The following is a 24,522-nucleotide window of genomic DNA, read 5'->3' on the forward strand; positions in this document are numbered from 1 at the left end:
GGATGATGATGGAAGTTAAAGCTATTCACAAGAGCGCCCGCATTTCTGCGCAAAAGACACGTTTGGTCGCAGACCAAATTCGTGGTTTGCCAATTGCACGCGCATTAAACATTTTGAATTTCAGCCCCAAGAAAGCTGCCTTCATTGTGAAAAAAGTGGTTGAGTCTGCAGTGGCCAACGCTGAACACAATAAAGGCGCTGATATTGATGAGCTCAAGGTTTCAACAATTATTGTTGATAAAGGTACTTCCTTGAAGCGCTTCACAGCACGCGCTAAGGGTCGTGGTAATCAAATTGAAAAACAAACATGTCACATTACCGTGACCTTGAGTAACTAAGGAAAGATATGGGACAAAAGATAAACCCAACCGGATTCCGACTCGCGGTAACGAAGAATTGGACATCACGTTGGTATGCAAACAATACTGACTTTGCGAAGATGTTGAAAGAGGACGTAGATGTCCGCATCTATCTCAAAAAGAAGTTGAAGAATGCATCCGTAAGTAAAGTTGTGATTGAGCGTCCTGCAAAGAATGCCCGCATCACCATCTATAGCTCACGTCCAGGCGTTGTAATCGGTAAAAAAGGCGAAGATATTGAAGTGCTCCGCCGCGAATTGCAAAAGCGTATGGGTGTTCCAGTTCACGTGAACATTGAAGAAATTCGTAAGCCAGAAGTTGACGCGCAATTAATTGCCGACTCAATTACTCAGCAGCTCGAAAAACGTATCATGTTCCGTCGTGCGATGAAGCGTGCAATGCAAAATGCAATGCGCCTTGGTGCGCAAGGCATCAAAATCATGTCATCAGGTCGTTTGAATGGTGCTGAGATCGCTCGTCGCGAATGGTATCGCGAAGGTCGTGTTCCACTTCATACATTGAAGGCTGATATTGATTACGCAACATCAGAAGCTGAAACTACATACGGCATCATTGGTGTAAAAGTTTGGGTATACAAAGGCGACACATTGGGTCGTGGTGCAGAAGCTCAAGTGGTTGCTCCATCAGCTGAACCAGCTGCCGAAGAAAAGAAAACTCGTCGTGCCCCAAGCAAGACAGCTGCTCGTAAACCAGCTGCTGGCACAGACAAGCCATTAGTTGCTGCTAAGCCAGCAGTAAAGCGTGTGCGTAAGGTTGAAACACCTGCCGCAGATACGCAGAAGTCAGGAGAGTAAGCATGCTACAACCAAAGCGTCGCAAGTATCGTAAGGAACAAAAAGGTCGCAACACTGGCGTGGCAACACGTGGTAGTTCCGTAGCCTTTGGTGACTTTGGATTGAAGGCCGTTGGCCGTGGTCGTTTGACTGCTCGTCAAATCGAGTCAGCACGTCGTGCAATGACTCGTCACATTAAACGTGGTGGCCGTATTTGGATTCGCATTTTCCCAGATAAGCCAATTTCACAAAAACCTGCTGAAGTACGTATGGGTAACGGTAAAGGTAATCCAGAGTACTACGTAGCTGAAATTCAACCAGGCAAAGTGCTCTACGAGATGGACGGTGTTGATGAGCAATTGGCGCGCGAAGCTTTCAAGCTTGCTGCCGCTAAGTTGCCTTTACAGACCACTTTCGTGATTCGCCACTTAGGTTGATCGGGATAGAGATTATGAAAAATACAGAATTAGCTTCAAAAGATCTGACAGCTTTAAATGCAGAGTTAACCGAGTTGCTTAAGACCGGTTTTAAGCTCCGCATGCAAAAGGGCACTCAGCAACTCACAAATACCAGCCAATTGGGTAAAAATAAGCGCGACATCGCTCGTGTGAAGACTTTTATCGCCCAAAAGACTGCACAGAAATAAGGAAAAAGGGATATGACAGAATTATCTAAACCCTTGCGCCGCACCCTCGTGGGCCGTGTTGTTAGCGACAAAATGCAGAAAACTGTGACGGTGTTGGTTGAGCGTCAAGTTAAGCATCCAGTGATTGGTAAGTACGTTGGCCAGTCCAAAAAGTACCATGCTCATGACGAAGCTGGCACATACAAGATGGGTGATACCGTTGAAATTGCTGAATCTAAGCCAATTTCACGTACTAAATCTTGGGTTGTGACTCGTTTGGTTGAGGCTTCAAAGGGTATTTAAAGAAATATTGGGGATTTTGGTGAAGATTCTTCCCAAATCCCTTTTTTTCGTAGTAGAATAGAAGGCTTCTCTGGTTTTATTGGAGAAGCAGTGTTTTTCATTAATTCCGGGTTTTAGCTCTCGTTAAAGCCCATAGACGGAACCAAGACTGTTTGCCTTTGGCCAATAAGTTGGGGATTAGAAATGATACAAACCGAAAGTAGATTACAGGTTGCCGATAACACAGGCGCCAGTGAAGTGTTGTGCATCAAGGTATTGGGCGGCTCTAAGCGTCGTTACGCCAGTATTGGTGATGTCATCAAAGTCAGCGTTAAGTCTGCTGCTCCACGTGGCCGTGTTAAAAAAGGTGATATTTATAACGCCGTAGTTGTGAGAACTGCTAAGGGTGTTCGCCGTCCAGATGGTTCATTGATTAAGTTCGATGGCAACGCTGCGGTATTGCTCAACGCTAAGTTAGAGCCAATTGGCACACGTATCTTTGGACCAGTGACGCGCGAGTTGCGTACTGAAAAGTTCATGAAGATCGTTTCTCTCGCCCCCGAAGTTATTTAAGAGGCTGATATGAAAAAGATTCGTAAAGGTGATTCCGTAGTTCTGTTGACTGGCCGTGATAAGGGCAAGCAAGGAACTGTTACAGCCGTTCTCGAGAACAAGTTAGTGATCGAAGGCGTAAATATTTATAAAAAGAGCGTTAAGCCAAATCCAGCAGCCGGTGTTACTGGCGGCATGATTGACAAGACGATGCCTGTTCACATTTCTAATGTGGCTGCGGTTGACGGTAACGGCAAGCCATCACGTGTTGGTATCAAACTCGTGGATGGTAAAAAGCAACGTTTCCTCAAAACCACTGGCGCAACTTTAAGCGCATAAGGGGCACGGAGAAATTATGAGCACACGTTTTCAAGAACACTATCAAGCAAAAGTTGTTGCAGATTTAATCGCCAAATTTGGTTATAAGTCTGTAATGGAAGTTCCACGTATCACTAAGGTAACCCTGAACATGGGCTTGGGTGATGCAGTGAACGACAAGAAAATTATCGAAAATGCAGTTGGTGATTTAACTAAAGTTGCGGGCCAAAAGCCAGTTGTAACTAAAGCGAAAAAAGCGATTGCAGGTTTCAAAATTCGCCAAGGCTACCCAATCGGTGCAATGGTGACATTGCGTGGTGCACGCATGTACGAATTTTTGGATCGTTTCGTAACTGTTGCATTGCCACGCGTACGTGACTTCCGCGGTATCTCTGGTAAAGCATTTGACGGCCGTGGTAACTACAACATCGGCGTTAAAGAACAGATCATTTTCCCTGAAATCGAATACGACAAAATTGATGCCCTCCGCGGTCTCAATATCAGTATTACGACGACTGCTAAAACCGACGAAGAAGCAAAAGCTTTGTTGGCGGCATTCAAATTCCCTTTCCGCAATTAAGAGGCTAACGTGGCAAAACTATCCCTAATTGAGCGCGAGAATAAGCGCGCAAAAACTGTAGAGAAGTACGCTGTAAAGCGTGCCGAACTCAAAGCGATCATTGCTGATCAATCACGCAGCGATGAAGAGCGCTATGAAGCTCGCTTAAAACTACAGGCACTTCCACGTAACGCAAGCCCGATTCGTCAAAGAAATCGTTGTTCATTAACCGGTCGCCCACGTGGCACATTCCGTAAATTCGGTTTGGCTCGTAGCAAGATTCGTGAAATCGCCTTCCGTGGCGAAATCCCCGGTTTAACCAAGGCCAGCTGGTAAGCGGCGAAAGAATTAGGAGAACTCATGAGTATCAGCGATCCAATCGCCGACATGTTGACAAGGATCCGCAATGCGCAAGCAGTGCAGAAACCCGTAGTCTTGATGCCGTCGTCAAAAGTTAAAGTAGCCATCGCAAAAGTTTTGCAAGATGAAGGCTATATCGAAAGTTTCGAAATCAAAGGTGAAGCAGCTAAGCCAGTGCTCCACATAGATCTCAAATACTATGCAGGCCGTCCTGTTATTGAGCGTATTGACCGTGTATCTACACCAAGTCTGCGTATCTATAAAGGCCGTCATGACATTCCAGAAGTAATGAATGGCTTGGGCATTGCAATTATTTCAACCCCTCAAGGCGTAATGACAGACCGTAAAGCACGTGCAACAGGCGTGGGCGGCGAAGTTATTTGCTACGTAGCTTAAGGAGCGAAATATGTCCCGCGTAGGTAAATCACCAATTACAGTTCCTAAAGGCGCTGAAATCAGCATCAATGGTGCAAACATTACTGTTAAAGGCCCACTGGGCACCTTGACACATAACTTGCATCCGTCTGTTGGTTTGAAACAAGAAGATGGCGTATTGACAGTTGTTTTAAATAACGACTCACCAGAAGCTGGTGCACAGTCAGGTACAGCACGTGCTTTAGTTAACAACATGGTTGTTGGCGTAACTGCTGGCTTTGAGCGCAAGCTCAGCTTGGTAGGCGTTGGTTACCGTGCTGCTGCCCAAGGCGAAACATTGAAATTACAGTTGGGTTTCTCACACGACATTATTTACAACCTACCAAAGGGTGTAAAAGCTGAGACTCCATCGCAAACTGAAATCATTATCAAAGGTTCCAACAAGCAGCAAGTTGGCCAGGTCGCAGCTGAAGTTCGCGCATACCGTTCACCAGAGCCATACAAAGGCAAGGGTGTTCGCTACGTGGATGAGGTTGTGCATCTGAAAGAAACTAAGAAGAAGTAAGCGAGATTAGAAAATGAATAAAGACGAATCCAGACAAAGACGCGCTAGGCAGACTCGTATTCGCATTGCCGAAGCATTGGCAAATCGCTTAACAGTTATCCGTAGCAATACTCATATTTCTGCTCAGGTTTATAGCCCATGCGGAACCAAAGTTGTAGCAGCCGCTTCAACAATGGAAAAAGATTTGCGCCAAGCGATCAAAAACGGCGGCAACGCTGAAGCTGCAAAACAAATCGGCAAATTAGTTGCTGAGCGTGCTGTTAAGGCAGGCATTGTTGATGTTGCATTTGATCGCTCCGGTCATCGTTACCACGGCCGTATTAAGGCCTTAGCTGAAGCTGCGCGTGAAGCCGGCCTGAAGTTCTAATAGGGTTTAGGAAAAAACATGGCAAAAATGCAAACTAAGATGCAAAACGAAGAGCGTGATGATGGTCTTCGCGAGAAGATGATCGCTGTTAATCGTGTAACTAAAGTGGTTAAGGGTGGTCGTATTCTCGGCTTCGCCGCACTTACTGTAGTTGGCGATGGCGATGGCCGCATCGGCATGGGTAAGGGCAAATCTAAAGAAGTGCCAGTTGCTGTTCAAAAGGCAATGGATGAAGCTCGTCGCAAGATGATCAAAGTTACTTTACGTAAAGGCACTTTGCAGCACACCGTTACTGGTCAACATGGCGCGTCACGCGTTTTGATTTCCCCAGCTAAAGACGGTACTGGAATTATTGCTGGCGGCCCAATGCGCGCAATTTTCGACGTAATGGGCGTAACTAATGTGGTTGCTAAGTCACTTGGCTCTACAAACCCATACAACTTGGTTCGTGCAACCATTGATGGCTTGAGCAAGATGAGTACTCCTGCTGAGATTGCTGCTAAACGCGGTAAGTCAGTTGAAGAGATTCTCGGCTAAGACCAAAAGATTAGGAATCTACAAATGACAACAACTATCTCTAAAGTCAAACTGCAATTAGTACGCAGCTTGATCGGTACACGCGAAAGCCACCGTGCAACTGTACGAGGCTTAGGCCTTCGTCGCATCAATTCAGTTTCTGAATTGGAAGACACTCCAGCTGTTCGCGGCATGATTAATAAAGTTTCTTATCTAGTTAAAGTCGTTGGCTGATAACTAGCAAGTAAATAGGCGAAGAATATGCAACTCAACACAATTAAACCTGCAGAAGGCTCCAAGAAAAACCGTCGTCGCGTTGGTCGCGGTATTGGTTCTGGTCTTGGTAAAACTGCTGGCCGTGGTCACAAAGGTCAAAAATCCCGTTCTGGTGGTTTCCACAAGGTTGGATTTGAAGGCGGTCAGATGCCTATGTATCGTCGTTTGCCAAAACGCGGTTTCGTGTCTTTGACACGTCGTCACGTTGGTCAAATTACATTGAACGATTTAGCAAAAATCAATTTGCCAGAAGTGGACTTATTGGTATTGAAGGCACACGGCTTTGCTGGTGAGCAAATCAATGCAGTTAAGGTTATCAAGACTGGCGAACTCAAGATTGCTGTAACCCTCAAGGGTATTACAGCTACTGCCGGCGCAAAAGCAGCAATCGAAGCAGCTGGCGGCAAATTGGTTGAATTGGTTTAATAGGTCTTTTAGTAGATATGGCATTAGCACCTACCAATAACGCAAGCACTGCAGCAACAGGTGGCAAGTTTGGCGAATTACGCCAACGCTTAGTCTTCCTGGTGTTGGCTTTGCTCGTGTTCCGTTTGGGTGCTCATATTCCAGTCCCTGGAATCGATCCAGATCAATTAGCGCAGTTGTTCTCTGGCCAAAAAGACGGTATCTTGGGAATGTTCAACTTATTCTCTGGTGGCGCTTTATCTCGCTTCACTGTCTTTGCTTTGGGAATCATGCCGTATATTTCTGCATCGATCATCATGCAGTTAATGACGATTGTTGTGCCTTCTCTAGAGTCTTTGAAAAAAGAAGGCCAAGCAGGTCAACGCAAGATTACTCAGTACACGCGCTACGGCACTGTGTTCTTGGCTACATTCCAAGCATTAGGGATTTCTGTTGCTTTACAGGCTCAACCAGGTTTAGTTATTAACCCAGGTTTGATGTTTGAATTGAATACAGTAGTTACTTTGGTAACAGGCACAATGTTCTTAATGTGGTTGGGTGAACAAATTACTGAGCGTGGCTTGGGTAATGGCATCTCTATCATTATTTTTGGTGGCATTGTTTCTGGTTTACCAAATGCATTGGCTAGCTTGTTAGAGCTGGTTCGTACTGGCTCAATGAATATTATTTCTGCGCTTTTGATCGTTGTGATCGTTGCAGTAGTAACTTATTTTGTGGTGTTTGTAGAGCGCGGTCAGCGCCGTATCTTGGTGAACTACGCTAAGCGTCAAGTTGGCAACAAGATTTACGGTGGTCAGTCCTCTTATTTCCCATTGAAGTTGAACATGGCAGGCGTTATTCCTCCAATATTTGCTTCATCTATTATTTTGTTTCCTGCAACGATTGCTGGCTGGTTTACATCAGGCGAGCCAACCAATATGTTCAGCAGAATTATTAAAGACTTAGCAGCGACCTTAGCTCCTGGTCAACCCGTGTATACGATTTTGTACGCAGCTGCGATTATTTTCTTCTGTTTCTTCTATACCGCGTTGGTATTTAACAGTCGTGAGACTGCTGAGAACTTAAAGAAGAGTGGTGCCTTTGTTCCTGGTATTCGTCCAGGCGACCAAACAGCGCGCTACATCGATAAGATCTTGGTGCGCTTAACTCTGGCTGGTGCAATTTATATGGTTCTGGTTTGCTTGTTACCAGAATTCCTGGTCTTGAAGTACAACGTGCCGTTTTATTTCGGCGGTACTTCATTATTAATTATTGTTGTTGTTGCAATGGATTTCATGGCTCAGGTTCAGTCATTTGTCATGCAACAGCAGTACGGCTCTTTGATGAAGAAAGCCAACTTTAAGATGGGCGCTTAACTGAATGTCTAAAGACGATGTAATTCAGATGGCGGGAGAAGTTGTAGAGAATTTGCCGAACGCGATGTTTCGCGTGAAGCTGGAAAACGGACATGTGGTTCTAGGGCACATTTCCGGAAAGATGCGGATGCACTACATCCGTATTTTGCCGGGAGACAAGGTGACGGTGGAGATGACTCCTTACGACCTAACGCGCGCCAGAATCATTTTCCGCGCGAAGTAAAGATTAAGAAGTACCAATTTTTTTTAGAGGTGAGTTATGAAAGTTTTAGCATCCGTTAAGTGTATTTGCAGAAATTGCAAGATCATTAAGCGCAAACGCGTTGTTCGCGTGATCTGTTCTTCTGACGCACGTCATAAGCAGCGTCAAGGCTGAACTGGTTAATTAAGAGGAAATCTCATGGCACGTATCGCTGGGGTAAACATCCCAAATCATCAACATACTGTTATCGGTTTAACAGCAATTTTTGGCATTGGCACAACTCGTGCTAACAAAATTTGTCAAACCACAGGTGTTGCAATCAATAAAAAAGTTAAAGATCTTACTGACGCTGACTTGGAAAAGTTACGCGATGAAGTTGGTAAGTTCATCACTGAAGGTGACCTTCGTCGTGAAGTAACTATGAGCATCAAGCGTTTGATGGACTTAGGTTGCTACCGTGGCGTACGTCATCGTAAGGGCTTGCCCGTACGTGGTCAACGTACTAAGACAAACGCTCGTACCCGCAAGGGCCCGCGTAAGTCCGGCGTGCAACTGAAGAAATAATCAAGAAAGTTTATTGACATGGCAAAACAACAATCCGCTTCCGCCGCTTCACAGCGCGCTCGTAAGAAGGTTAAAAAGAACGTTGCTGACGGTATTGCACACGTTCACGCTTCTTTTAATAACACCATTATTACGATCACTGATCGTCAAGGAAATGCACTTTCATGGGCAACTTCCGGCGGCCAGGGTTTCAAGGGCTCACGTAAATCAACACCTTTTGCTGCTCAGGTAGCTGCAGAAGTTGCTGGTAAAGCAGCCGTTGAATGCGGTATTAAGAACTTGGAAGTTCAGATCAAAGGCCCAGGCCCAGGTCGTGAATCAGCAGTTCGTGCATTGAACTCATTAGGCATCAAGATCACTGAGATTCAAGACGTAACTCCAGTTCCACATAATGGTTGCCGCCCTCCTAAGCGTCGTCGTATTTAAGCTTGGAAGTTGGCAGTACAACAGTTTCAGTAGTTTTTTATTAAAGCCCACTGTTCGCCTGATTTAAAGGGCGAACTCACCGTCGGTCGTAAGGCTGCGGCAAAGAAAGGAAAGCATCGTGGCACGTTACTTAGGGCCTAAGGCCAAATTAGCACGTCGGGAAGGTACCGACTTATTTTTAAAGAGCGCTCGTCGCGCCCTGTCAGACAAGTGCAAGTTAGATACTAAGCCTGGTCAACATGGCCGTACATCTGGCTCAAGAACATCTGATTACGGTAATCAATTACGTGAAAAGCAAAAGGTTAAGCGTATCTATGGCGTATTAGAGCGTCAATTCCGTCGTTACTTCGCAGAAGCTGAGCGTCGCAAGGGCAACACTGGCGAAACATTGCTCCAGTTGCTTGAGTCACGTTTAGACAATGTGGTGTATCGCATGGGTTTTGGTTCAACACGCGCTGAAGCACGTCAGTTGGTTTCTCACTGTGCAATTTTGCTCAATGGTAGCCCTGTCAATATTCCATCAATTCAGGTTAAGCCTGGTGATGTAGTTGCGATTCGTGAAAAAGCGAAGAAGCAAACGCGTATTACAGAATCACTCAATTTAGTCGGACAAATGGCAGCTGTTACTTGGGTTTCAGTTGACGCAGCTAAGCTCGAGGGAACATTTAAGCAAGTGCCTGACCGTGAAGATATTAGCGGTGAAATTAATGAAAGTTTGATCGTCGAATTGTATTCACGCTAATTAGGCACTCTCAAGGAAAAAATATGCAAACAAATTTGCTCAAGCCAAAGATTATTTCTGTTGAAGCGCTTACCGCCAACCAAGCTAAGGTTGTTATGGAGCCGTTCGAGCGTGGCTATGGCCACACACTCGGAAATGCATTACGTCGCGTACTCTTGTCCTCGATGGTTGGTTATGCGCCAACTGAAGTAGCTATTGCAGGCGTTGTTCATGAGTACTCCACTTTGGATGGAGTTCAAGAGGATGTAGTAAACCTCTTGTTGAACCTCAAAGGTATCGTATTTAAGTTGCAGTCACGTGATGAAGTTACTATCAATTTGCGCAAGGAAGGCCCAGGGGTTGTTACGGCAAAAGATATCGATTTGCCACATGATGTAGAAATCATGAACCCTGATCATGTGATCGCTCACTTGTCAGCTGGTGGTAAGTTGGACATGCAGATCAAGGTTGAAAAAGGCCGTGGTTATGTACCTGGTAACGTTCGTCAGTACAGCGACGAAGCTACTAAGATCATTGGTCGTATTGTGCTGGATGCCTCATTCAGCCCAGTAAGCCGTGTTAGCTATGCTGTTGAGTCTGCTCGTGTTGAGCAACGTACCGACCTCGATCGTTTAGTAATGACGATTGAAACAAACGGTGTGTTGTCTCCTGAAGAAGCAATTCGTCAAGCAGCTAGCATCTTGGTTGACCAATTAGTTGTATTCGCGGCTCTTGAGAGCAGCGAAGTTTCTGGTGATTTAGCACCAAGCCGCTCATCAATGGTTGATCCAATGTTGATGCGTCCGGTTGATGATCTCGAGCTGACAGTTCGCTCTGCAAACTGCTTGAAGGCTGAGAACATTTACTACATCGGTGACTTGATTCAACGTACTGAGAATGAATTGTTGAAGACGCCTAATCTGGGTCGCAAATCTTTGAATGAAATCAAAGATGTATTGGCTGCTCGTGGCTTAAGTCTTGGCATGAAACTCGAAAGCTGGCCTCCAGCTAACCTCGAGAAATAATTAGAAAGGAAGCATCATGCGTCACGGAAACGGCTTACGCAAACTAAACAGAACATCATCACATCGCTTGGCGATGCTGCGCAACATGTCCAATTCACTTTTGGAGCACGAGGTCATTAAAACGACTTTGCCAAAAGCAAAAGAATTGCGCATGGTTGTTGAGCCCTTGATTACCTTAGGTAAAAAAGACAACTTAGCAAACCGTCGCTTAGCATTCAATCGCACACGTGATCGCGATATCGTAGCCAAACTCTTTACAGAGCTGGGTCCACGTTACGCAACACGTCCAGGTGGCTATCTTCGTATTTTGAAGTTTGGCTTCCGTCATGGCGACAATGCGCCAATGGCCTTGGTTGAGTTAGTAGATCGCCCAGAAGTTGAAGAAACAGCAGTAACTGAAGAGGCTTAAGTCTCGGTGTTACGGTAAAAAGCCAGGCTTCGGTCTGGCTTTTTTCATTTATCAGGTTATAAATACAGAATGTCTGAAAACTCCCTAGCCAATTCCAGCAAGCTTTTGGTGGTGCTAACGAGCCTTCCTAATTTAGAGGTTGCCACAGCCTTGGCAAGAGCCTTGGTGGAGAGAAATTTCGCCGCTTGTGTGCAGCTTACGGAGGGTATTCAATCAATTTATCGCTGGAAGGGTAAAGTTTGCGAGGAGCATGAAGTATTGCTTTCCGCAAAAACGACTGAATCAAAGTGGCTTGAGATCTCAGCCTTTATTCAAAGCGCGCATCCTTATGACTTACCAGAAATATTGGCCTTTTCTCCAGAGCAATATGAAAGGCAATACGGCAAGTGGGTCGAGTCTGAGGTAAATTCGAAGTCATGAGAATGCATTCCTTTATAGCAAAGATCTTCGCCCTATTTTTATTCCTTTCCGCGCAAGTTTTTGCTGCGCCGGATTTCTTGCCCCCAGAGAAAGCGTTCCGAGTGGAGGCTGCTTGGTTAGAAAATTCCAATCAAGTGGAGCTGGAATTTTTGCCTGCTAAAGGCTATTACATCTACCAAGAATCTTTAAAGTTCCAAGCGGGCACGCAGGCCGAGAAGCTAAGCAATATAGGGCCTTCATTGCCATCAGGCGTGGTGAAGTTTGATGAAACTTTTCAGAAAAAACTGCAAGTTTATAAAGAACCCTTCCTAGTACTTTTAGATGTAAAGCCTGCCGATGGCAAGCCGATCCATGCAGCTGTAACACTGCAAGGTTGCGCCGAGGCAGGCATTTGCTATCCACCTATGACCCTGAAATTTTTACTCGCCGGTCCGGGGGTTAAAGTAGCTCCGATTCCAGATGCTTTAGATGGCATGCCTTTATCTAGCTCCCAGGTTGGCGGCGAATTCGGCTTGGCCGATTTATGGCGTGAGCGTGATGACGTCAATGCTATTGGTCGCTTTTTAGAAAGCACTTCAACTGCTTATTTATTTCTAGCTTTCTTTGTATTGGGGCTTGCGCTCGCTTTTACACCCTGCGTCCTTCCCATGTTGCCTATTTTGTCGAGCGTTATCTTTGGTACTCAAGATGGTAAGGCTGTAACCAAGGGGCGTGCCAGTATCTTAGCGCTAGCCTATGTCTTGGGTATGGCGTTGGTATACGCCTTGGCAGGTGTGCTTATGGCGGCCCTTGGTGGGAGCGTACAGCGTGCATTGCAGAGCCCCTTTGCATTAGCTGCTTTTGCCCTACTACTTTTGGCCCTTTCAGGCAGTTTGTTTGGTTTGTATGACCTACGGTTGCCGCAATCATGGCATCACCATGTAGATCGGTTGGCAGGGCGCCAAAAGGGCGGCAATGTATTTGGTGCTTTTGCTTTGGGGGGTATTTCTACTTTAGTAGCCAGCCCCTGTATTACAGCGCCCCTGGCAGGCGTTTTAGCCTTTATTGCGCAAACCGGCTCTATGAGTCTAGGCGCAGGACTCCTTTTTGTAATGGCCCTAGGAATGGGGCTACCACTATTCTTTATTGCGATTGAGGCCCGCATTCTGATTCCATCCACGGGTATTTGGATGGTTTATTTACAGCGTACCTTGGGAGTTCTTCTGGTCGCCACGGCAGCATGGATTGCCTCGCCATTGCTCCAGAAAAATGATGTTGCAGGAGCTGCAAAATTAGTGAACGGCCAGAGCATTCATGAGGTTGGTGATTTATCTTTTGTAGTGATTCATTCGCCTGCAGAGTTAGATACGCAACTAAGCAAAGCCAAGGAAGAAAAGAAAGTGGTCCTCCTAGATTTTTATGCGGACTGGTGTATTAGCTGTAAGGAGATGGAAGTAAATACCTTTACAAATCCAGAGGTAAGTAAAGAGCTAAAACAGTTTGTCTTAGTACAAGCTGACGTTACTGCAAATAGCCCTGAGAACCAGGTATTACTTAAGCGCTTCGGTTTATTTGGTCCTCCAGGAATTCTGATCCTCAATCAAAATTCAGAAGAGCTAAAAGACCAACGTGTGATTGGCTACATGCCACCCCAGCGTTTTATTGAACGATTAAAACAAGCAGCAAGCACTCAATAAAAAATCAAATCCGTTTTTTATTTGCCTGCTGCGTTTGCCTTAAGCAAGCGCGCCGCTTCGAGTGCGAAGTAAGTCAAAACACCATTAGCACCCGCACGTTTAAATGAGAGCAGTGATTCCATCATCACAGCATCGTGATCTAGCCAACCATTTTGTGCGGCAGCCTTGAGCATGGCATATTCACCGCTTACTTGATAGGCATAAGTGGGGTAGTCAAACTCTTCACGGACGCGACGCACGATATCCAAATAAGGCATCCCAGGCTTTACCATGACCATATCTGCACCTTCGCTGATATCGAGAGCAACCTCCCGCAAAGCCTCGTCGCCATTAGCGCAATCCATTTGATATGTTTTTTTATCGGCTTTACCCAGGTTCTTTGCAGAGCCAACTGCATCTCTAAAGGGGCCATAAAAGGCGGAGGCATATTTAGCTGAGTAAGCCATGATTCGGGTGTGAATTAAATTCTTTTGCTCGAGCGCTTCACGAATTTTCCCGATGCGCCCATCCATCATGTCTGATGGTGCAACAATATCCACACCAGCTTCTGCTTGCGTGATCGCTTGCTGAACTAAGATTGCAGTCGTTTCATCATTCAGAATACGACCTTGCTCATCAAGCACGCCATCTTGACCATGGCTTGTATATGGATCAAGCGCTACATCGGTCATGATGCCTAAATTGGGGAAACGTTTTTTGAGTTCACGCACTGCTGAAGGAATGAGTCCGTTTGGATTAAAGGCTTCTTTACCATCAGGCGTTTTTAATGCACTATCGATTACTGGAAAAAGCGCAAGTACCGGAATGCCTAGATCTATACATTCTTGAGCGACCGGTATGAGGAAGTCTAATGAAAGGCGGTTAACACCAGGCATAGAGGCAACTACTTCGGATTTGCCTTGACCTTCAAGTAAAAAGACGGGGTAGATTAAATCATTGGCCGAAACATTGTTCTCTTGCATGAGGCGACGTGACCAATCATCACGACGCATACGGCGAGGACGGTGGTCTGGAAAATTAAGCAATGGGTTAGCTGGTGATTTCATTTTCATGAGTTTTTGCTTCAAATAGCCATTTAATGATTAAATTATCTGCCTCTTCAAGGCCAATCCGTTTGGTGCTTGAAAATAATTGTGCCGTAAGTTGCTTGGAGTCACCCGTTCCATCAGGCAGGGCTGGGTCATATTGCTGCAGTCGCTTAGTGACCGCCTCAAGAGCATGCTTACACTCGCTTTTGTTCAATTTGTCACACTTACTCAGCAAAACATGAATTGGCTTGCCGGTAGGGACAAACCACTGAATCATTTGCTCATCCAGGTCGGTTATTCCGCGTCTAGAGTCCACAATCAGGATCATGCCCACTAACTGCTCCCGCTCTTGGAGATAGTCGCTTAGAAGGGCATTCCAGTGGTATTTGGTCTCGTGATTGACTGCCGCATAGCCGTAGCCCGGTAAGTCGACCAAATAAGCCAGCAGGTCATCTTTTGCAAAAACACCGAAATAGTTGATGTGTTGGGTGCGTCCAGGCGTTTTACTGGCAAAAGCTAGTCTTTTTTGGTTGCAAAGGATGTTAAGGGCGCTAGATTTGCCCGCATTTGAGCGGCCGGCGAAGGCCACCTCTCGCAGCGGAGTGGCAGGCAGGCAATGGGTGTCATTGACTGTAGTGGCGAATCGGGCTTGAAAGAGTTTAGACATGTCCAGAAGCTATTGTAAAATCACGCAAAATCATGAAATATCTCATGGTGTTGGGTAAAAGGTTGTAAATGCAGGGCCCAAACACTTTTAGGAATTTTTGCCAAGGTAAACATAATGCGTCAAACCTCTCAAATCTCCAAATTAACTGGCTTACGGGCTGGTTTTGCGGCTCTCTCCATTTTCGCTCTGATCGGCGTATCCGGTACAGTTTTTGCTACTGATGCCGCTCCTATGGCAGCTGCTCCAGAAGCTAAAGCAGAAGTTCCAGGTAAGCCTAAGGTTGATCCAGCTGCCGGTGAAGCGCTGTATTCAAATGGCGATGCAACTCGTGGCGTAACTGCCTGTATCACTTGCCATGGCCCTAAAGGGCAAAGTGCGATTGGTACATGGCCAAAGCTTTCCGCTCAGCATGCTGCGTACCTCACAAAGCAGTTGAAAAACTTTAAAGAAGGCACTCGCGCAAATCCAATCATGATGGGTATGGCCGCCACTTTGACTCAAGAAGACATGCAAAATATTTCAGCTTTTTTATCTAAGCAGCCTATCTCCCAGGGTGTTGCTCAAGATAAAGAAACAATCGCATTAGGCCAAAGTATTTATCGTGGTGGTATTGCAGCAAAAGGCGTTCCAGCTTGTGCTGCCTGCCACAGCCCAACAGGCGCTGGTATTCCTGCTCAGTACCCACTCCTTGGCGGTCAATGGGCTGAATACAATAATGCCCAGTTGCTAGCGTTCCGTGAAGGCGTGCGCACCAACAGTAGTCAAATGACAACGATTGCTTCAAAGCTTTCGGATAAAGAAATGAAAGCGGTAGCTGATTACATCGCAGGCTTGCATTAATTAGCTAAAGCCTTAAAACAAAACCCCGCTACTTCAGCGGGGTTTTTTATTGACTAAAACTTTTGCAAAGTGTTTAAATGTGCTCCAATTACTGATTGTTAACTTGGTAAAACTGTTTCAGAAGAAAACAAGTCAGTAGTTTTTTCGCGAGTGCGAATAACGTAAGCATTTTTTCCATCAACCATAATCTCCGCAGGTTTAGGGCGCGTGTTGTAGTTGGATGCCATTACAAAACCATAAGCGCCAGCAGACAGAATGGCTAGAAGATCGCCTTCCTCTACCGCAAGATGACGATCCCTTCCCAGCCAGTCGCCAGATTCGCAAACAGGACCAACGATGTCATAGGTCAATGCTTTTGCTGCCTTCTTTTGTACGGGCACTATTCCATGATGTGCTTCATATAGGGCAGGTCGCATCAGTTCAGTCATTGCAGCATCAACAATGCAGAAGTTCTTCTCAGCACCGGGCTTTAAATACTCTACAGTTGTTAGTAGCACGCCAGCATTGCCTACTAATGACCTGCCTGGCTCAAGCACAACGTCAAGGTGACCAAAACCACGCTCAGCCACTCGATTCAATAAGGTGTTCGTAAATTCAGTAATGTCTGGCGGGGTTTCATCACTATAAGAAATACCAAGACCACCACCGAGATCAAGATGGTGAATCACAATACCCTCTTTTTTCAGTTGCACGACAAGATCTAACGCTTTATCTAACGCATCTAAGTAAGGGGCGGTGGTCGTGATTTGAGAGCCAATGTGACAATCAATTCCAACTACATCTATTTGAGAAAGTTGTGATGCTTCACGATAGGTTTTTAAAACCTCGTGATATGCGATGCCAAATTTATTGCCCTTAAGCCCAGTGGAAATATAAGGATGGGTTTGCGCATCTACATCAGGATTAACGCGTAAAGAAATCGGGGCGCGGCAATTGAGTTCAGTGGCTACGCGATTAATCTTATGCAGTTCAGCAATCGATTCAACATTAATACATTTGACGCCAGCTTTGAGGGCTGTAGCGATTTCAGCAGCAGATTTACCTACACCTGCAAATACTAGGCTCTTTGGATCTGCGTCAATTGCTAATGCACGAGCTAACTCACCGCCACTCACTAAATCAAATCCAGCACCCAGTTTTTTAAAGCAATCAATCACCGCTAAATTGCTGTTTGCCTTCATGGCGTAGTGCACGCGGGCACGACGTTTGCCATTGCTATCAACGCATGCCTTGTCGTAGGCTTGGTAAGCTTCAGTCAATGCATTTTTGCTGTAGATGTACAGCGGCGTACCAAATTCTTTTGCTAAGTCTGCGAGTAGAATTTCTTCGGCATACCAGTTGCCATCGCGTTCAGTAAACCCGGATAACTTAGGAAGGGGGATTGCTTTGCTTTTCATTACTTGGCCGATGAAGAATTGCTTGGGCTAGCAGGGGTTTGAGGTGGGTATAGCTTGCCTTTAGGTTCCGGCTCTGTAGGAGCTGACGGAACTGGTGGCACATTTGGCATAAATAGCGGTCCTCTTACCCCACACCCAACAAGGGATATTAGAAGGCTAAGGCAGAGGGTTCTATTAAGAATCGCTATCATGAATGTCTCTAAAACGAATGATTGAATATAGCATGCAGGACTCCGGTATGAATCCAAACGATCCAGGCGTAGAAACCATCGATGACAAGCAGTTTTACCAGCTGGGAAGCAATTTATTGCATTCCATAGAGGTGGCGTTGGAGACTGCTGATGAAGCATTAGATCTCGACTTGGATATTGAGCGCCAAGGCGGGAACGTTATTAATATTCGTTTTAAGGATAAAAGTGTCATTGTGATTAATACTCAACCACCTTTGCATGAGATTTGGGTCGCTGCCAAATCGGGTGGATATCACTATCGCTGGGCTGGCACTATGGCACAACCTTTGTGGCTTGATACCAAAACAGGAAAAGAGCTGTTAAGCGATTTGACTGAGTTTACGAGCGCTCAGGCTGGTCAAGCAGTTAATATGAGCTTGATTTAAGCTGCGCCAGTAGCACTTAAAGTTTCAATCACTTGGGCATCAGCTACGCTTTTAATCTGGGCTTTACCAATCTTTTCTAAAACAACATAACGGATTTGACCGCCCTCGGTTTTTTTATCAACCTGCATAAGTTCCATATAACGCCCTACACCAAACTTTGGCGGCGTAGTTGGTAAATTCATAGATTGGATGATTTTGGTGAGACGCTGGAAATCTGCGTCGCTAATGTAGTTGAGTCGACGTGACAGATCCGCACCCATCACCATGCCGCATCCAACAGCTTCACCATGTAACCATTCCCCGTAGCCCATGCCCGCTTCAATTGCGTGACCAAAGGTATGACCAAAATTGAGGGTTGCACGGATACCGCCCTCCCTTTCATCTGCAGAAACCACGGCAGATTTAATTTCACAAGAGCGTAAGACAGCGTGGCCCATTGCTCCTGTATCGCAGGCTAGCAGCGGCGTAGCATTGGATTCAATCCAGTCTAAGAATTGGGCATCTGCAATAGCACCATGCTTTACAACTTCAGCAAGACCGGCAGACAATTCTCTTGGGGGTAGAGTCTTTAGGGTATTGAGATCGGCAATCACGGCAACTGGCTGATGAAAGGCGCCAATCATATTTTTACCTAGCGGATGGTTGATGCCAGTTTTACCGCCAACGGAAGAGTCTACCTGTGCAAGCAAGGTAGTGGGTACTTGGATAAAGCGAATGCCGCGCATAAAGCTAGCCGCAGCAAATCCAGTCATATCGCCTATAACGCCACCACCCAGGGCAACCAACATGGTGTGGCGATCAGCGCCAAACTTTAAAAGGTCATCAAAAATCAACTGCAGATTTTTCCAGTCTTTATATGACTCACCATCAGGCAGAACAATTGTTCTAACGGGTTTCCCAAAAGTGCTCAGCGTTTTAGTAAGACGCTCGGCATACAGAGGAGCAACCGTAGTGTTGCTAACGATATAAATAGAGGTAGCTTTTTCACAGGCCTTAAATAAGCTTGCTTGGTCAATGAGATCTTTGCCAATATAAATTGGGTAACTGCGATTGCCAAGATCAACTTCAAGTGTTTTCATCGTAGTGCCAATGTATTTAAGCGGAAAGTTCAAGCTGCATGATTAAGGTGTTGACTAGTTGATTAACGCTGGGCTTGCCAGTCTCAATCACATGGTCAGCCATTTCACGATACAGAGGATCGCGAACGGCATATAAGTTTTCTAAAATCTTTTTGGCATCCCCATTTTTTAATAGAGGGCGACCCTCGCCACCTTTGGTGCGATGCCAAAGTTCAATTGGGTTTGCGTGAAGATAAATCACAGTGCCACCTTCACTTAATGCCTGCCGATTTTCTGTTGAGAGAACAGCGCCACCGCCGGTTGCCAAAATAATATTTTGCTCAGCGGTAATTTCACGAATGGCTTGTGCTTCTCTTTTACGAAATCCTTCTTCGCCTTCCATTTCAAAAATGACGGGGATTTTTACGCCACAGCGCTCTTCAATGACGTGGTCGGCATCTAGAAAGCGACGACCTAATTTTTTTGCCAAGACTTTACCGACGGTCGACTTCCCAGCGCCCATGAGGCCGATTAGAAAGATATTGTTTGTCGAGGAGTTCACCCTCCGATTTTATTAGGGTTTGTCGAGAACGGTCGGAGTTAAAAAGACAAGTAGCTCGGTTTTGTCTTGTAATTTGGATTTATGACGAAAAAAATGACCAATGAGGGGTATATCGCCTAAGAGCGGGATTTTGACTTCGTCTTCCCGTTCGGTAGTTTGGAAAATGCCGCCAATGATGGCTGTCCCGCCGTTTTCAACGGTGACCTCTGAGCTCAGGCTTTTGGTGTCAATGGCATATCCCTGTTCTGTTTTCATGCCTACGGTGTCCTTATTAATGCCCACCAGCATTGATATCTTTCCGTCTGGATGGATTTTTGGCAAAACCTCTAGGCGAAGGTTTGCCTTTCTAAATTGCAACTTGCTACCATTTTGATTCGAGGTTTGATAGGGTAGTTCTGTGCCTTGCTCAATGGTTGCCTTCACTTGGTCGCCAGTCATGATGCGTGGGTTGGAAAGAATCTTGCCCTGACCTTCAGATTCAAGCGCAGAAAGTTCTGCCTGCAAAATGCGGCTTCCATTTCTGGAGACTAAGGTTGCGGCCATGGTTGCTGGATTAAAACCACTCAAACCAGCGCCGCCCAGATCCATACTGCCAATCAATTTTTGATCTGCTTTATCCCCGACACCATTGGCTTGATATCCCAGCTTAACCCCTAGCTCACGGGCAAAGCGCTCATCAGCCTCAACTATTCGGGCTTCTATGAGGATTTGCCTTGGACTATTAATGTGGTCTCCACCAAAGGGGAGGGCGGCGTCTTCACGCCGGAATTTCTGAAAGGCTTGGATTTCTGCGTGAGGCCCAATCCAGTAGATTTCTCCATTGCGCACCAGTCGTAAGCCGCGGCTTGCCAGAATGGAGTGAAGGGCTGTTTGCCAGGGGGTATTTCTAAGGTCTATAGAGATCTTCCCTTTAATGGATTCGCTTAATAAAAAATTGGTATTACCCAATTTCGCCATAGTTTCTAAAAGTTCAGTTAATTCAATATCGGTAAATTGCAGGCTAATAGGGATCAGGAAATGATTTTGTGAGGGCGCATTACCCATTGCTGTATTGCTGGATAAAAGCATCAATACAGCTAACCAAGAGGTGAGCAGTTTGAAGTATTTCTGGGCGTTATTTAGGCTGAGCTTCATTCGCTTTTTGAAGCCTTCAGAAGCAGAGATTTGCCCTGGGAATGGGTCAGGGTCACAAGTCCTTTTTCTATAGAGCTTAGGCGCCATTCCCCTAAAACCTGCGCCCCCTTCTCAAAGGCAAGATGGCTTTTCCCTGTATGAAAATAGGCTTGCTGGGTATTGCCCATTTGGGAGGTGCCAAGGTAGCGCCAGCGGCGTAGCTCCGACTCATGGGTTGGTGCTTGCGGCCTGTTGGGGGATCTTATTTCAGGCTTTCTTTCCTTTAAAGAGTGAATACTCACTTCTATTTCATCAATTGCTAGATATAACTCATCCTGATCTTGATTAATTTGATCGCGTGTTAATAGTATCTCTTTTTTCAATTCCGAAAGCTGTTGTTGGGATGCCTCCAAGGCATCTTGGGATTGCTTATTTAGTGAGGTGTAGGCTACAAAAAATGCAATAGTCACTACCATCAAGATGCCAATCAAGGCGATTGGAAGTGCAATTCCTTGGAGTGAATTTTTGATCTGAACGGGACTTAAAGACTCTGTAAAGGGATTACTTTTACCTTGGTTTGTAGCTCTAGGCGGTGTACTTTGATGGGGAGGGGGCTTGCGTATTCCATGGGGGTCGGGGATGGCTGGGTCATCGCCGAGATCACTCAGAATTTCATCAAAAGATTGGCTGGAAATATGGCGTGCTGGCATACCCATATTCTTCTGTTTTGGGTGCTGAAAATCCATCAGCCTAGATTGAACCCACCGTCAGAAATTAGATCTTGTCTATGGGCCGGACGGGGGTTTTGGAGCTTTTAAGGAATTTGCCTAAGCGCCCTATAATTTGGACATATGGCCTTACCTCCAAAAGACAAGCCGCCGCTGAATCAGCGCCCCATTCGTCCATCCGATAGACGCCCTCGGAATTCACGAGTTGAGCCTGGCTTGCCAAGAAATTCATTAGGAAGTCCTCTAATAAAGGCTTTACTCATTGTTGCCGCTGTAGGCGCGATAGCCCTATCACTGCTCCTTGGTTATGCTTTTTTAATTGCCAAGCCGAATTTGCCAAAAATTTCCGCTTTAACTGATTACAACCCAAAAACACCTCTGCGGATTTACACCGCCGACAAGGTATTGATTGGTGAGTTTGGTGAAGAGCGTCGTAAAGTCATCCCGCTAAATGAAATTCCGATGGCAATGCGAAACGCCGTTATTGCTACAGAGGACGATCGTTTCTATTCCCATGGCGGGGTTGACTACGTTGGTGTTCTTAGAGCGGGGGTTGCCAATCTCCGCGGACATTTAGCTCAGGGCGCCTCGACCATCACAATGCAGGTGGCAAGAAATTTCTTCTTAAGTAACGAGAAGACATTTAGCCGCAAGATTTACGAAATTCTTTTGGCATGGGAGATTGAATCTCAACTGACTAAAGACAAGATTTTAGAAATCTATATGAACCAAATTTTCTTGGGTCAAAGAGCTTTTGGTTTCTCAAGCGCAGCGCAAATTTACTTTGGTATTGAATTGAAGGACATTAGCATTGCTCAAGCCGCAATGCTGGCTGGCCTGCCTAAGGCGCCTTCGGCTTATAACCCAGTGACCAACTACCGCCGTGCCAAGATTCGTCAAGAGTACATTCTTCAGCGCATGCGCGATCTGGGTTACATCACACCAGAGGAATACCAAAAAGCGATGATTGAAGAATTACATATTCGCGGCTTGGGTAATGAGTTTGCGGTTCGTGCTGACTTCCCCGCTGAAATGGTTCGTCAATTACTCTTCACGCAGTATGGAGAGGCAATCTATTCACAAGGGATCGACGTCTACACGACTATCTTAAAAGCCGATCAAGATGCCGCTTATAAAGCAGTCCGACGTGGAATTTTTGAATACGATTTACGGCATGCTTATCGTGGCCCAGAGGGTTTTATCGATCTTCCCGAAGACTCTGTGAAGCGCCAGCGCGCGATTGACGAGGCATTACTTGCTTATCCGCAGTTGGATGATTTGCAGTCTGGGATTGTGCTCGACGTTAAACCGAAAGAAATGCAAGTCATGATTTCGACTGGAGACACCATCACTATTAAAGGTGAGGGTATGAAATTGGCGGCTGCTTCTATTACTGATAGCACTCAGCCCAAAAAACGCTTGCGCCCTGGCGCTATAGTGCGACTTCTTTCAGATGGAGGGGTTTGGAAATTGGCCCAGCTGCCACAAGTTGAGGCTGCCTTTGTGTCCATGAATGCAGAGACCGGCGCAATTCTATCTTTAGTGGGCGGCTTTGATTTCCGTCGTAACCAATTCAATCACGTGACGCAAGCTTTACGTCAGCCTGGTTCCTCATTTAAACCATTTATCTATGCCGCCGCCATTGAAAAAGGCTTTACCCCAAGTACGATGGTGAACGATGCACCTTTATCTATTGGTGGCATGGAGACTGGCAGTCAGGCTTGGGAGCCAAAAAACTACGATGGTAAATACGACGGCATGATGCGCTTGCGCAATGCCTTGGCAAAATCAAAGAACTTAGTGTCGGTTCGCATCATTCGCGCCATCGGCCCCTCTTATGCGCAGGAATATATTCAGCGTTTTGGCTTTGAACCAGAAAAACATCCCCCTTACTTAACAATGGCTTTGGGCGCGGGTTCTGTAACTCCGTTGCAGATGGCCTCTGCTTATAGTGTGTTTGCCAATGGCGGCTATCGTGTGGATCCATTCTTGATTGACAAGATGGTGGACTCTAAAGGCACCGTCATGTTCGAAGCAAAGCCTACGCATGCGGGCGAAGATGCGCCTCGTGTGTTGGATGCGCGCACTGCATTTGTGATGGACAGCATGCTGCAAGAGGTAACCAAGACGGGTACTGCAGCCTCTGCGCGAGGTAAGTTGGGGCGAAGCGACATTGCAGGTAAAACAGGCACAACGAATGATTCGCACGATGCCTGGTTTGCTGGCTATAACCCTAAGGTAGTTGCGATTGCATGGATTGGCTTTGATAAGCCTGCGAGTTTGGGCGATCGAGAGACTGGTGGCGGACTTGCTTTGCCAATGTGGATTTCTTATATGGCGACTGCGTTAAAAGATAGCCCTCAGATCTCCCGCGAAGTGCCAAGCGGCGTAACGCAAGTTGATGGCGACTGGTTTATCCCGGACTTCTCTACTAACGGCGGTGTTCGCGAACTGCAATAGTTCGTTTTCAACATGGCACGGCAAGCGCGTACAGTAATACCAGGCCAAGCAATGCATGTGATGGTCCGCGGCAATAATCGTGAAACCATTTTCTTTGCCGATGAAGATCGTCGCACTTATCTAGAGTGGTTGCGTGAAGCTGCTAGGCAGTTTGGTTGCGCTGTGCATGCGTTTGCTTTAATGCCTAACCATGTGCATTTACTCATGACTCCCCAAAGCGAAGATTCGCTTGCGAAAACAATGCAGTCTCTTGGCCGTCGTTATGCGCAATACTTCAATCAACAGCACCGCCGCTCGGGAACTATTTGGGAGGGGCGCTATCGCTCGTCTTTGATTGACCCGGATTATTTTTTACGCTGCCAGCGTTATATAGAGCTCAATCCGGTGAGATCTGGTTATGAATCCAATCCCCAAAGCTCTACATGGACGAGTTTTGCAACCCACATTGGTGGCAATGCAGAGCCTTGGTTGGTAGACCATCAGCATTTTTGGAAGTTGGGTAACACCCCTTTTGAGAGGCAGATGAGCTGGTCAAACTTTGTAAAAGAGGGTGCGCCTCACTGGGAAGACCGCCAAATCACAGAATCTCTATTGCGATCCAAGCCTTGGGTCAGTGATATTTATGCTAAAAAGCTCTTTAAAGATACTCCGGAGCTTGCATTAATTCGCCATCGTGGGCGCCCTAGAAAAATTCACTCTTTAAATTCAATCACTTAGTTGATTAATGCTTTCCCTATATTTCAAATAGGGTATTGAGTATTTCGACTCTGTCCCCATATATAGAATTCATATTGGTGCGACATCTAAATAAATGGGACAGACTCATTTTATTTCTATTGCATCGGTGTGGGTATTCACCTATATTGGATCCTCCAAAAGTA

Annotated in this window: 37 protein-coding genes; 29 read left to right on the forward strand and 8 right to left on the reverse strand. The window is 46.0% G+C overall.

The annotated features are described in order from the left end of the window. Nucleotides 1-5: 5 nt before the first annotated feature. The 25 genes from rplV to dsbD all read left to right on the forward strand — a co-directional run bounded on the left by rplV (nt 6) and on the right by dsbD (nt 13,172). A complete protein-coding gene (rplV, locus tag ICN37_RS00500; protein WP_202816811.1) occupies nt 6-338 on the forward strand; it encodes a 50S ribosomal protein L22 in 333 nt (110 codons plus the stop codon). Nucleotides 339-346: 8 nt separating this feature from the next. Then, nucleotides 347-1,174, forward strand: coding sequence for a 30S ribosomal protein S3 (gene rpsC / locus ICN37_RS00505; protein ID WP_215321275.1), 828 nt, complete (start codon nt 347-349; stop codon nt 1,172-1,174). 2 nt (nt 1,175-1,176) lie between these two features. Continuing rightward, nucleotides 1,177-1,590 (forward strand): 50S ribosomal protein L16, encoded by a 414-nt coding sequence (rplP, locus tag ICN37_RS00510; RefSeq protein ID WP_011901907.1) that lies wholly within the window; start codon nt 1,177-1,179, stop codon nt 1,588-1,590. A gap of 14 nt (nt 1,591-1,604) precedes the next feature. Next, nucleotides 1,605-1,799, forward strand: coding sequence for a 50S ribosomal protein L29 (gene rpmC, locus ICN37_RS00515; RefSeq protein WP_215362451.1), 195 nt, complete (start codon nt 1,605-1,607; stop codon nt 1,797-1,799). Nucleotides 1,800-1,811: 12 nt separating this feature from the next. After that, nucleotides 1,812-2,081 carry a 30S ribosomal protein S17 gene (gene rpsQ / locus ICN37_RS00520; RefSeq protein WP_011901909.1) on the forward strand — a complete coding sequence of 90 codons (270 nt, stop codon included), beginning with the start codon at nt 1,812-1,814 and terminating at the stop codon, nt 2,079-2,081. Between the two features lie 183 nt (nt 2,082-2,264). Next, the gene (gene rplN, locus ICN37_RS00525; protein ID WP_072582069.1) at nt 2,265-2,633 is read left to right on the forward strand and encodes a 50S ribosomal protein L14; all 369 of its coding nucleotides are present in this window, start codon (nt 2,265-2,267) and stop codon (nt 2,631-2,633) included. A gap of 9 nt (nt 2,634-2,642) precedes the next feature. Next, nucleotides 2,643-2,951: a 50S ribosomal protein L24 gene (gene rplX, locus ICN37_RS00530; protein WP_216154300.1), complete on the forward strand. Its 309-nt coding sequence runs from the start codon at nt 2,643-2,645 to the stop codon at nt 2,949-2,951. A 16-nt stretch (nt 2,952-2,967) separates the two neighbouring features. Beyond that, complete coding sequence (rplE, locus tag ICN37_RS00535) at nt 2,968-3,510, forward strand: 50S ribosomal protein L5 (protein WP_046329383.1); 543 nt, start codon at nt 2,968-2,970, stop codon at nt 3,508-3,510. 9 nt (nt 3,511-3,519) lie between these two features. Continuing rightward, a complete protein-coding gene (gene rpsN, locus ICN37_RS00540) occupies nt 3,520-3,825 on the forward strand; it encodes a 30S ribosomal protein S14 (protein ID WP_011901913.1) in 306 nt (101 codons plus the stop codon). Between the two features lie 24 nt (nt 3,826-3,849). Next, nucleotides 3,850-4,245, forward strand: a complete 396-nt coding sequence (gene rpsH, locus ICN37_RS00545; RefSeq protein WP_011901914.1) for a 30S ribosomal protein S8 — start codon at nt 3,850-3,852, stop codon at nt 4,243-4,245. 10 nt (nt 4,246-4,255) lie between these two features. Next, the gene (rplF, locus tag ICN37_RS00550) at nt 4,256-4,789 is read left to right on the forward strand and encodes a 50S ribosomal protein L6 (protein ID WP_216154301.1); all 534 of its coding nucleotides are present in this window, start codon (nt 4,256-4,258) and stop codon (nt 4,787-4,789) included. Between the two features lie 13 nt (nt 4,790-4,802). Further along, a complete protein-coding gene (rplR, locus tag ICN37_RS00555) occupies nt 4,803-5,156 on the forward strand; it encodes a 50S ribosomal protein L18 (RefSeq protein WP_046329386.1) in 354 nt (117 codons plus the stop codon). Nucleotides 5,157-5,174: 18 nt separating this feature from the next. Beyond that, nucleotides 5,175-5,693: a 30S ribosomal protein S5 gene (gene rpsE / locus ICN37_RS00560; RefSeq protein WP_011901917.1), complete on the forward strand. Its 519-nt coding sequence runs from the start codon at nt 5,175-5,177 to the stop codon at nt 5,691-5,693. Between the two features lie 24 nt (nt 5,694-5,717). Next, nucleotides 5,718-5,906 carry a 50S ribosomal protein L30 gene (gene rpmD / locus ICN37_RS00565; RefSeq protein WP_216154302.1) on the forward strand — a complete coding sequence of 63 codons (189 nt, stop codon included), beginning with the start codon at nt 5,718-5,720 and terminating at the stop codon, nt 5,904-5,906. 27 nt (nt 5,907-5,933) lie between these two features. Further along, nucleotides 5,934-6,374, forward strand: a complete 441-nt coding sequence (rplO, locus tag ICN37_RS00570; protein WP_071464448.1) for a 50S ribosomal protein L15 — start codon at nt 5,934-5,936, stop codon at nt 6,372-6,374. 17 nt (nt 6,375-6,391) lie between these two features. Then, complete coding sequence (gene secY / locus ICN37_RS00575; protein WP_216154303.1) at nt 6,392-7,729, forward strand: preprotein translocase subunit SecY; 1,338 nt, start codon at nt 6,392-6,394, stop codon at nt 7,727-7,729. A gap of 4 nt (nt 7,730-7,733) precedes the next feature. After that, the gene (gene infA / locus ICN37_RS00580; RefSeq protein ID WP_068320132.1) at nt 7,734-7,952 is read left to right on the forward strand and encodes a translation initiation factor IF-1; all 219 of its coding nucleotides are present in this window, start codon (nt 7,734-7,736) and stop codon (nt 7,950-7,952) included. A gap of 36 nt (nt 7,953-7,988) precedes the next feature. Further along, nucleotides 7,989-8,105, forward strand: coding sequence for a 50S ribosomal protein L36 (gene rpmJ / locus ICN37_RS00585; protein ID WP_012357167.1), 117 nt, complete (start codon nt 7,989-7,991; stop codon nt 8,103-8,105). Nucleotides 8,106-8,129: 24 nt separating this feature from the next. Further along, nucleotides 8,130-8,495: a 30S ribosomal protein S13 gene (gene rpsM / locus ICN37_RS00590; RefSeq protein ID WP_071464450.1), complete on the forward strand. Its 366-nt coding sequence runs from the start codon at nt 8,130-8,132 to the stop codon at nt 8,493-8,495. Nucleotides 8,496-8,513: 18 nt separating this feature from the next. Further along, on the forward strand, nt 8,514-8,921 hold the full coding sequence (rpsK, locus tag ICN37_RS00595; RefSeq protein ID WP_011901923.1) for a 30S ribosomal protein S11: 408 nt from the start codon (nt 8,514-8,516) through the stop codon (nt 8,919-8,921). Between the two features lie 118 nt (nt 8,922-9,039). After that, nucleotides 9,040-9,663, forward strand: coding sequence for a 30S ribosomal protein S4 (gene rpsD / locus ICN37_RS00600; RefSeq protein ID WP_215321280.1), 624 nt, complete (start codon nt 9,040-9,042; stop codon nt 9,661-9,663). A gap of 23 nt (nt 9,664-9,686) precedes the next feature. Beyond that, the gene (gene rpoA, locus ICN37_RS00605; protein ID WP_215321281.1) at nt 9,687-10,667 is read left to right on the forward strand and encodes a DNA-directed RNA polymerase subunit alpha; all 981 of its coding nucleotides are present in this window, start codon (nt 9,687-9,689) and stop codon (nt 10,665-10,667) included. Nucleotides 10,668-10,683: 16 nt separating this feature from the next. After that, a complete protein-coding gene (gene rplQ, locus ICN37_RS00610; protein ID WP_072582073.1) occupies nt 10,684-11,076 on the forward strand; it encodes a 50S ribosomal protein L17 in 393 nt (130 codons plus the stop codon). 69 nt (nt 11,077-11,145) lie between these two features. After that, a complete protein-coding gene (gene cutA, locus ICN37_RS00615; protein WP_216154304.1) occupies nt 11,146-11,496 on the forward strand; it encodes a divalent-cation tolerance protein CutA in 351 nt (116 codons plus the stop codon). Then, nucleotides 11,493-13,172, forward strand: coding sequence for a protein-disulfide reductase DsbD (dsbD, locus tag ICN37_RS00620; protein WP_216154305.1), 1,680 nt, complete (start codon nt 11,493-11,495; stop codon nt 13,170-13,172). The genes cutA and dsbD overlap by 4 nt, the downstream gene beginning before the upstream one ends. A gap of 17 nt (nt 13,173-13,189) precedes the next feature. Here the strand turns inward: dsbD and hemB are convergent, their stop codons facing one another. Further along, nucleotides 13,190-14,224 (reverse strand): porphobilinogen synthase, encoded by a 1,035-nt coding sequence (hemB, locus tag ICN37_RS00625; protein ID WP_255538424.1) that lies wholly within the window; start codon nt 14,222-14,224, stop codon nt 13,190-13,192. Further along, complete coding sequence (gene yihA, locus ICN37_RS00630; protein ID WP_216154306.1) at nt 14,202-14,867, reverse strand: ribosome biogenesis GTP-binding protein YihA/YsxC; 666 nt, start codon at nt 14,865-14,867, stop codon at nt 14,202-14,204. The genes hemB and yihA overlap by 23 nt, the downstream gene beginning before the upstream one ends. A 114-nt stretch (nt 14,868-14,981) precedes the next feature. Here yihA and ICN37_RS00635 point away from each other — a divergent pair, with 114 nt between their 5' ends. Beyond that, a complete protein-coding gene (locus tag ICN37_RS00635; protein ID WP_216154307.1) occupies nt 14,982-15,707 on the forward strand; it encodes a cytochrome c in 726 nt (241 codons plus the stop codon). Nucleotides 15,708-15,805: 98 nt separating this feature from the next. Here ICN37_RS00635 and lysA read toward each other — a convergent pair whose 3' ends face one another. Then, nucleotides 15,806-17,104, reverse strand: a complete 1,299-nt coding sequence (gene lysA, locus ICN37_RS00640) for a diaminopimelate decarboxylase (protein WP_216154308.1) — start codon at nt 17,102-17,104, stop codon at nt 15,806-15,808. Beyond that, nucleotides 17,104-17,295, reverse strand: coding sequence for a lipoprotein (locus ICN37_RS11645; protein ID WP_223146583.1), 192 nt, complete (start codon nt 17,293-17,295; stop codon nt 17,104-17,106). The genes lysA and ICN37_RS11645 overlap by 1 nt, the downstream gene beginning before the upstream one ends. A gap of 17 nt (nt 17,296-17,312) precedes the next feature. Between ICN37_RS11645 and cyaY the strand changes: the two genes are divergently transcribed. Next, nucleotides 17,313-17,720 (forward strand): iron donor protein CyaY, encoded by a 408-nt coding sequence (gene cyaY, locus ICN37_RS00645; RefSeq protein WP_255538425.1) that lies wholly within the window; start codon nt 17,313-17,315, stop codon nt 17,718-17,720. Here cyaY and aroB read toward each other — a convergent pair. From aroB to ICN37_RS00665, 4 genes are read right to left on the reverse strand one after another with little or no spacing between them, the layout of a single operon-like run. Next, nucleotides 17,717-18,799: a 3-dehydroquinate synthase gene (gene aroB / locus ICN37_RS00650; RefSeq protein WP_216154309.1), complete on the reverse strand. Its 1,083-nt coding sequence runs from the start codon at nt 18,797-18,799 to the stop codon at nt 17,717-17,719. The two genes, cyaY and aroB, sit on opposite strands and share 4 nt — an antisense overlap. Nucleotides 18,800-18,815: 16 nt before the next feature. Beyond that, on the reverse strand, nt 18,816-19,340 hold the full coding sequence (locus tag ICN37_RS00655) for a shikimate kinase (RefSeq protein WP_216154310.1): 525 nt from the start codon (nt 19,338-19,340) through the stop codon (nt 18,816-18,818). Nucleotides 19,341-19,352: 12 nt separating this feature from the next. Further along, entirely contained in the window at nt 19,353-20,474 is a 1,122-nt protein-coding gene (locus ICN37_RS00660) for a secretin and TonB N-terminal domain-containing protein (protein ID WP_255538426.1), read from the reverse strand. Next, on the reverse strand, nt 20,471-21,199 hold the full coding sequence (locus ICN37_RS00665) for a superinfection exclusion B family protein (protein ID WP_216154311.1): 729 nt from the start codon (nt 21,197-21,199) through the stop codon (nt 20,471-20,473). Before ICN37_RS00665 ends, ICN37_RS00660 begins: the two co-directional genes overlap by 4 nt. Nucleotides 21,200-21,304: 105 nt before the next feature. Here ICN37_RS00665 and ICN37_RS00670 point away from each other — a divergent pair, with 105 nt between their 5' ends. Then, nucleotides 21,305-23,641, forward strand: a complete 2,337-nt coding sequence (locus ICN37_RS00670; protein ID WP_216154312.1) for a penicillin-binding protein 1A — start codon at nt 21,305-21,307, stop codon at nt 23,639-23,641. A 12-nt stretch (nt 23,642-23,653) separates the two neighbouring features. After that, nucleotides 23,654-24,358 carry a transposase gene (locus tag ICN37_RS00675; RefSeq protein ID WP_216154313.1) on the forward strand — a complete coding sequence of 235 codons (705 nt, stop codon included), beginning with the start codon at nt 23,654-23,656 and terminating at the stop codon, nt 24,356-24,358. Nucleotides 24,359-24,522 lie beyond the last annotated feature (164 nt).

Source organism: Polynucleobacter sp. P1-05-14 (genome assembly GCF_018881675.1).
Lineage (GTDB): Bacteria > Pseudomonadota > Gammaproteobacteria > Burkholderiales > Burkholderiaceae > Polynucleobacter.

Coding starts and splice junctions, on each gene's coding strand:
- rpsK (WP_011901923.1), top strand. CDS start 8,514: ATGGCAAAACAACAATCCGCTTCCGCCGCTTCACAGCGCGCTCGTAAG.
- yihA (WP_216154306.1), bottom strand. CDS start 14,867: ATGTCTAAACTCTTTCAAGCCCGATTCGCCACTACAGTCAATGACACC.
- rplF (WP_216154301.1), top strand. CDS start 4,256: ATGTCCCGCGTAGGTAAATCACCAATTACAGTTCCTAAAGGCGCTGAA.
- rplV (WP_202816811.1), top strand. CDS start 6: ATGATGGAAGTTAAAGCTATTCACAAGAGCGCCCGCATTTCTGCGCAA.
- rplQ (WP_072582073.1), top strand. CDS start 10,684: ATGCGTCACGGAAACGGCTTACGCAAACTAAACAGAACATCATCACAT.
- hemB (WP_255538424.1), bottom strand. CDS start 14,224: ATGAAAATGAAATCACCAGCTAACCCATTGCTTAATTTTCCAGACCAC.
- ICN37_RS00660 (WP_255538426.1), bottom strand. CDS start 20,474: ATGAAGCTCAGCCTAAATAACGCCCAGAAATACTTCAAACTGCTCACC.
- rpsE (WP_011901917.1), top strand. CDS start 5,175: ATGGCAAAAATGCAAACTAAGATGCAAAACGAAGAGCGTGATGATGGT.
- rpmC (WP_215362451.1), top strand. CDS start 1,605: ATGAAAAATACAGAATTAGCTTCAAAAGATCTGACAGCTTTAAATGCA.
- rpmJ (WP_012357167.1), top strand. CDS start 7,989: ATGAAAGTTTTAGCATCCGTTAAGTGTATTTGCAGAAATTGCAAGATC.
- rpmD (WP_216154302.1), top strand. CDS start 5,718: ATGACAACAACTATCTCTAAAGTCAAACTGCAATTAGTACGCAGCTTG.
- secY (WP_216154303.1), top strand. CDS start 6,392: ATGGCATTAGCACCTACCAATAACGCAAGCACTGCAGCAACAGGTGGC.
- rplR (WP_046329386.1), top strand. CDS start 4,803: ATGAATAAAGACGAATCCAGACAAAGACGCGCTAGGCAGACTCGTATT.
- rpsH (WP_011901914.1), top strand. CDS start 3,850: ATGAGTATCAGCGATCCAATCGCCGACATGTTGACAAGGATCCGCAAT.
- rpsC (WP_215321275.1), top strand. CDS start 347: ATGGGACAAAAGATAAACCCAACCGGATTCCGACTCGCGGTAACGAAG.
- rpsQ (WP_011901909.1), top strand. CDS start 1,812: ATGACAGAATTATCTAAACCCTTGCGCCGCACCCTCGTGGGCCGTGTT.
- rplP (WP_011901907.1), top strand. CDS start 1,177: ATGCTACAACCAAAGCGTCGCAAGTATCGTAAGGAACAAAAAGGTCGC.
- rplX (WP_216154300.1), top strand. CDS start 2,643: ATGAAAAAGATTCGTAAAGGTGATTCCGTAGTTCTGTTGACTGGCCGT.
- cyaY (WP_255538425.1), top strand. CDS start 17,313: ATGATTGAATATAGCATGCAGGACTCCGGTATGAATCCAAACGATCCA.
- ICN37_RS11645 (WP_223146583.1), bottom strand. CDS start 17,295: ATGATAGCGATTCTTAATAGAACCCTCTGCCTTAGCCTTCTAATATCC.
- dsbD (WP_216154305.1), top strand. CDS start 11,493: ATGAGAATGCATTCCTTTATAGCAAAGATCTTCGCCCTATTTTTATTC.
- rplN (WP_072582069.1), top strand. CDS start 2,265: ATGATACAAACCGAAAGTAGATTACAGGTTGCCGATAACACAGGCGCC.
- infA (WP_068320132.1), top strand. CDS start 7,734: ATGTCTAAAGACGATGTAATTCAGATGGCGGGAGAAGTTGTAGAGAAT.
- ICN37_RS00675 (WP_216154313.1), top strand. CDS start 23,654: ATGGCACGGCAAGCGCGTACAGTAATACCAGGCCAAGCAATGCATGTG.
- ICN37_RS00635 (WP_216154307.1), top strand. CDS start 14,982: ATGCGTCAAACCTCTCAAATCTCCAAATTAACTGGCTTACGGGCTGGT.
- rplE (WP_046329383.1), top strand. CDS start 2,968: ATGAGCACACGTTTTCAAGAACACTATCAAGCAAAAGTTGTTGCAGAT.
- rpsM (WP_071464450.1), top strand. CDS start 8,130: ATGGCACGTATCGCTGGGGTAAACATCCCAAATCATCAACATACTGTT.
- ICN37_RS00670 (WP_216154312.1), top strand. CDS start 21,305: ATGGCCTTACCTCCAAAAGACAAGCCGCCGCTGAATCAGCGCCCCATT.
- aroB (WP_216154309.1), bottom strand. CDS start 18,799: ATGAAAACACTTGAAGTTGATCTTGGCAATCGCAGTTACCCAATTTAT.
- cutA (WP_216154304.1), top strand. CDS start 11,146: ATGTCTGAAAACTCCCTAGCCAATTCCAGCAAGCTTTTGGTGGTGCTA.
- rplO (WP_071464448.1), top strand. CDS start 5,934: ATGCAACTCAACACAATTAAACCTGCAGAAGGCTCCAAGAAAAACCGT.
- lysA (WP_216154308.1), bottom strand. CDS start 17,104: ATGAAAAGCAAAGCAATCCCCCTTCCTAAGTTATCCGGGTTTACTGAA.
- rpoA (WP_215321281.1), top strand. CDS start 9,687: ATGCAAACAAATTTGCTCAAGCCAAAGATTATTTCTGTTGAAGCGCTT.
- ICN37_RS00665 (WP_216154311.1), bottom strand. CDS start 21,199: ATGGATTTTCAGCACCCAAAACAGAAGAATATGGGTATGCCAGCACGC.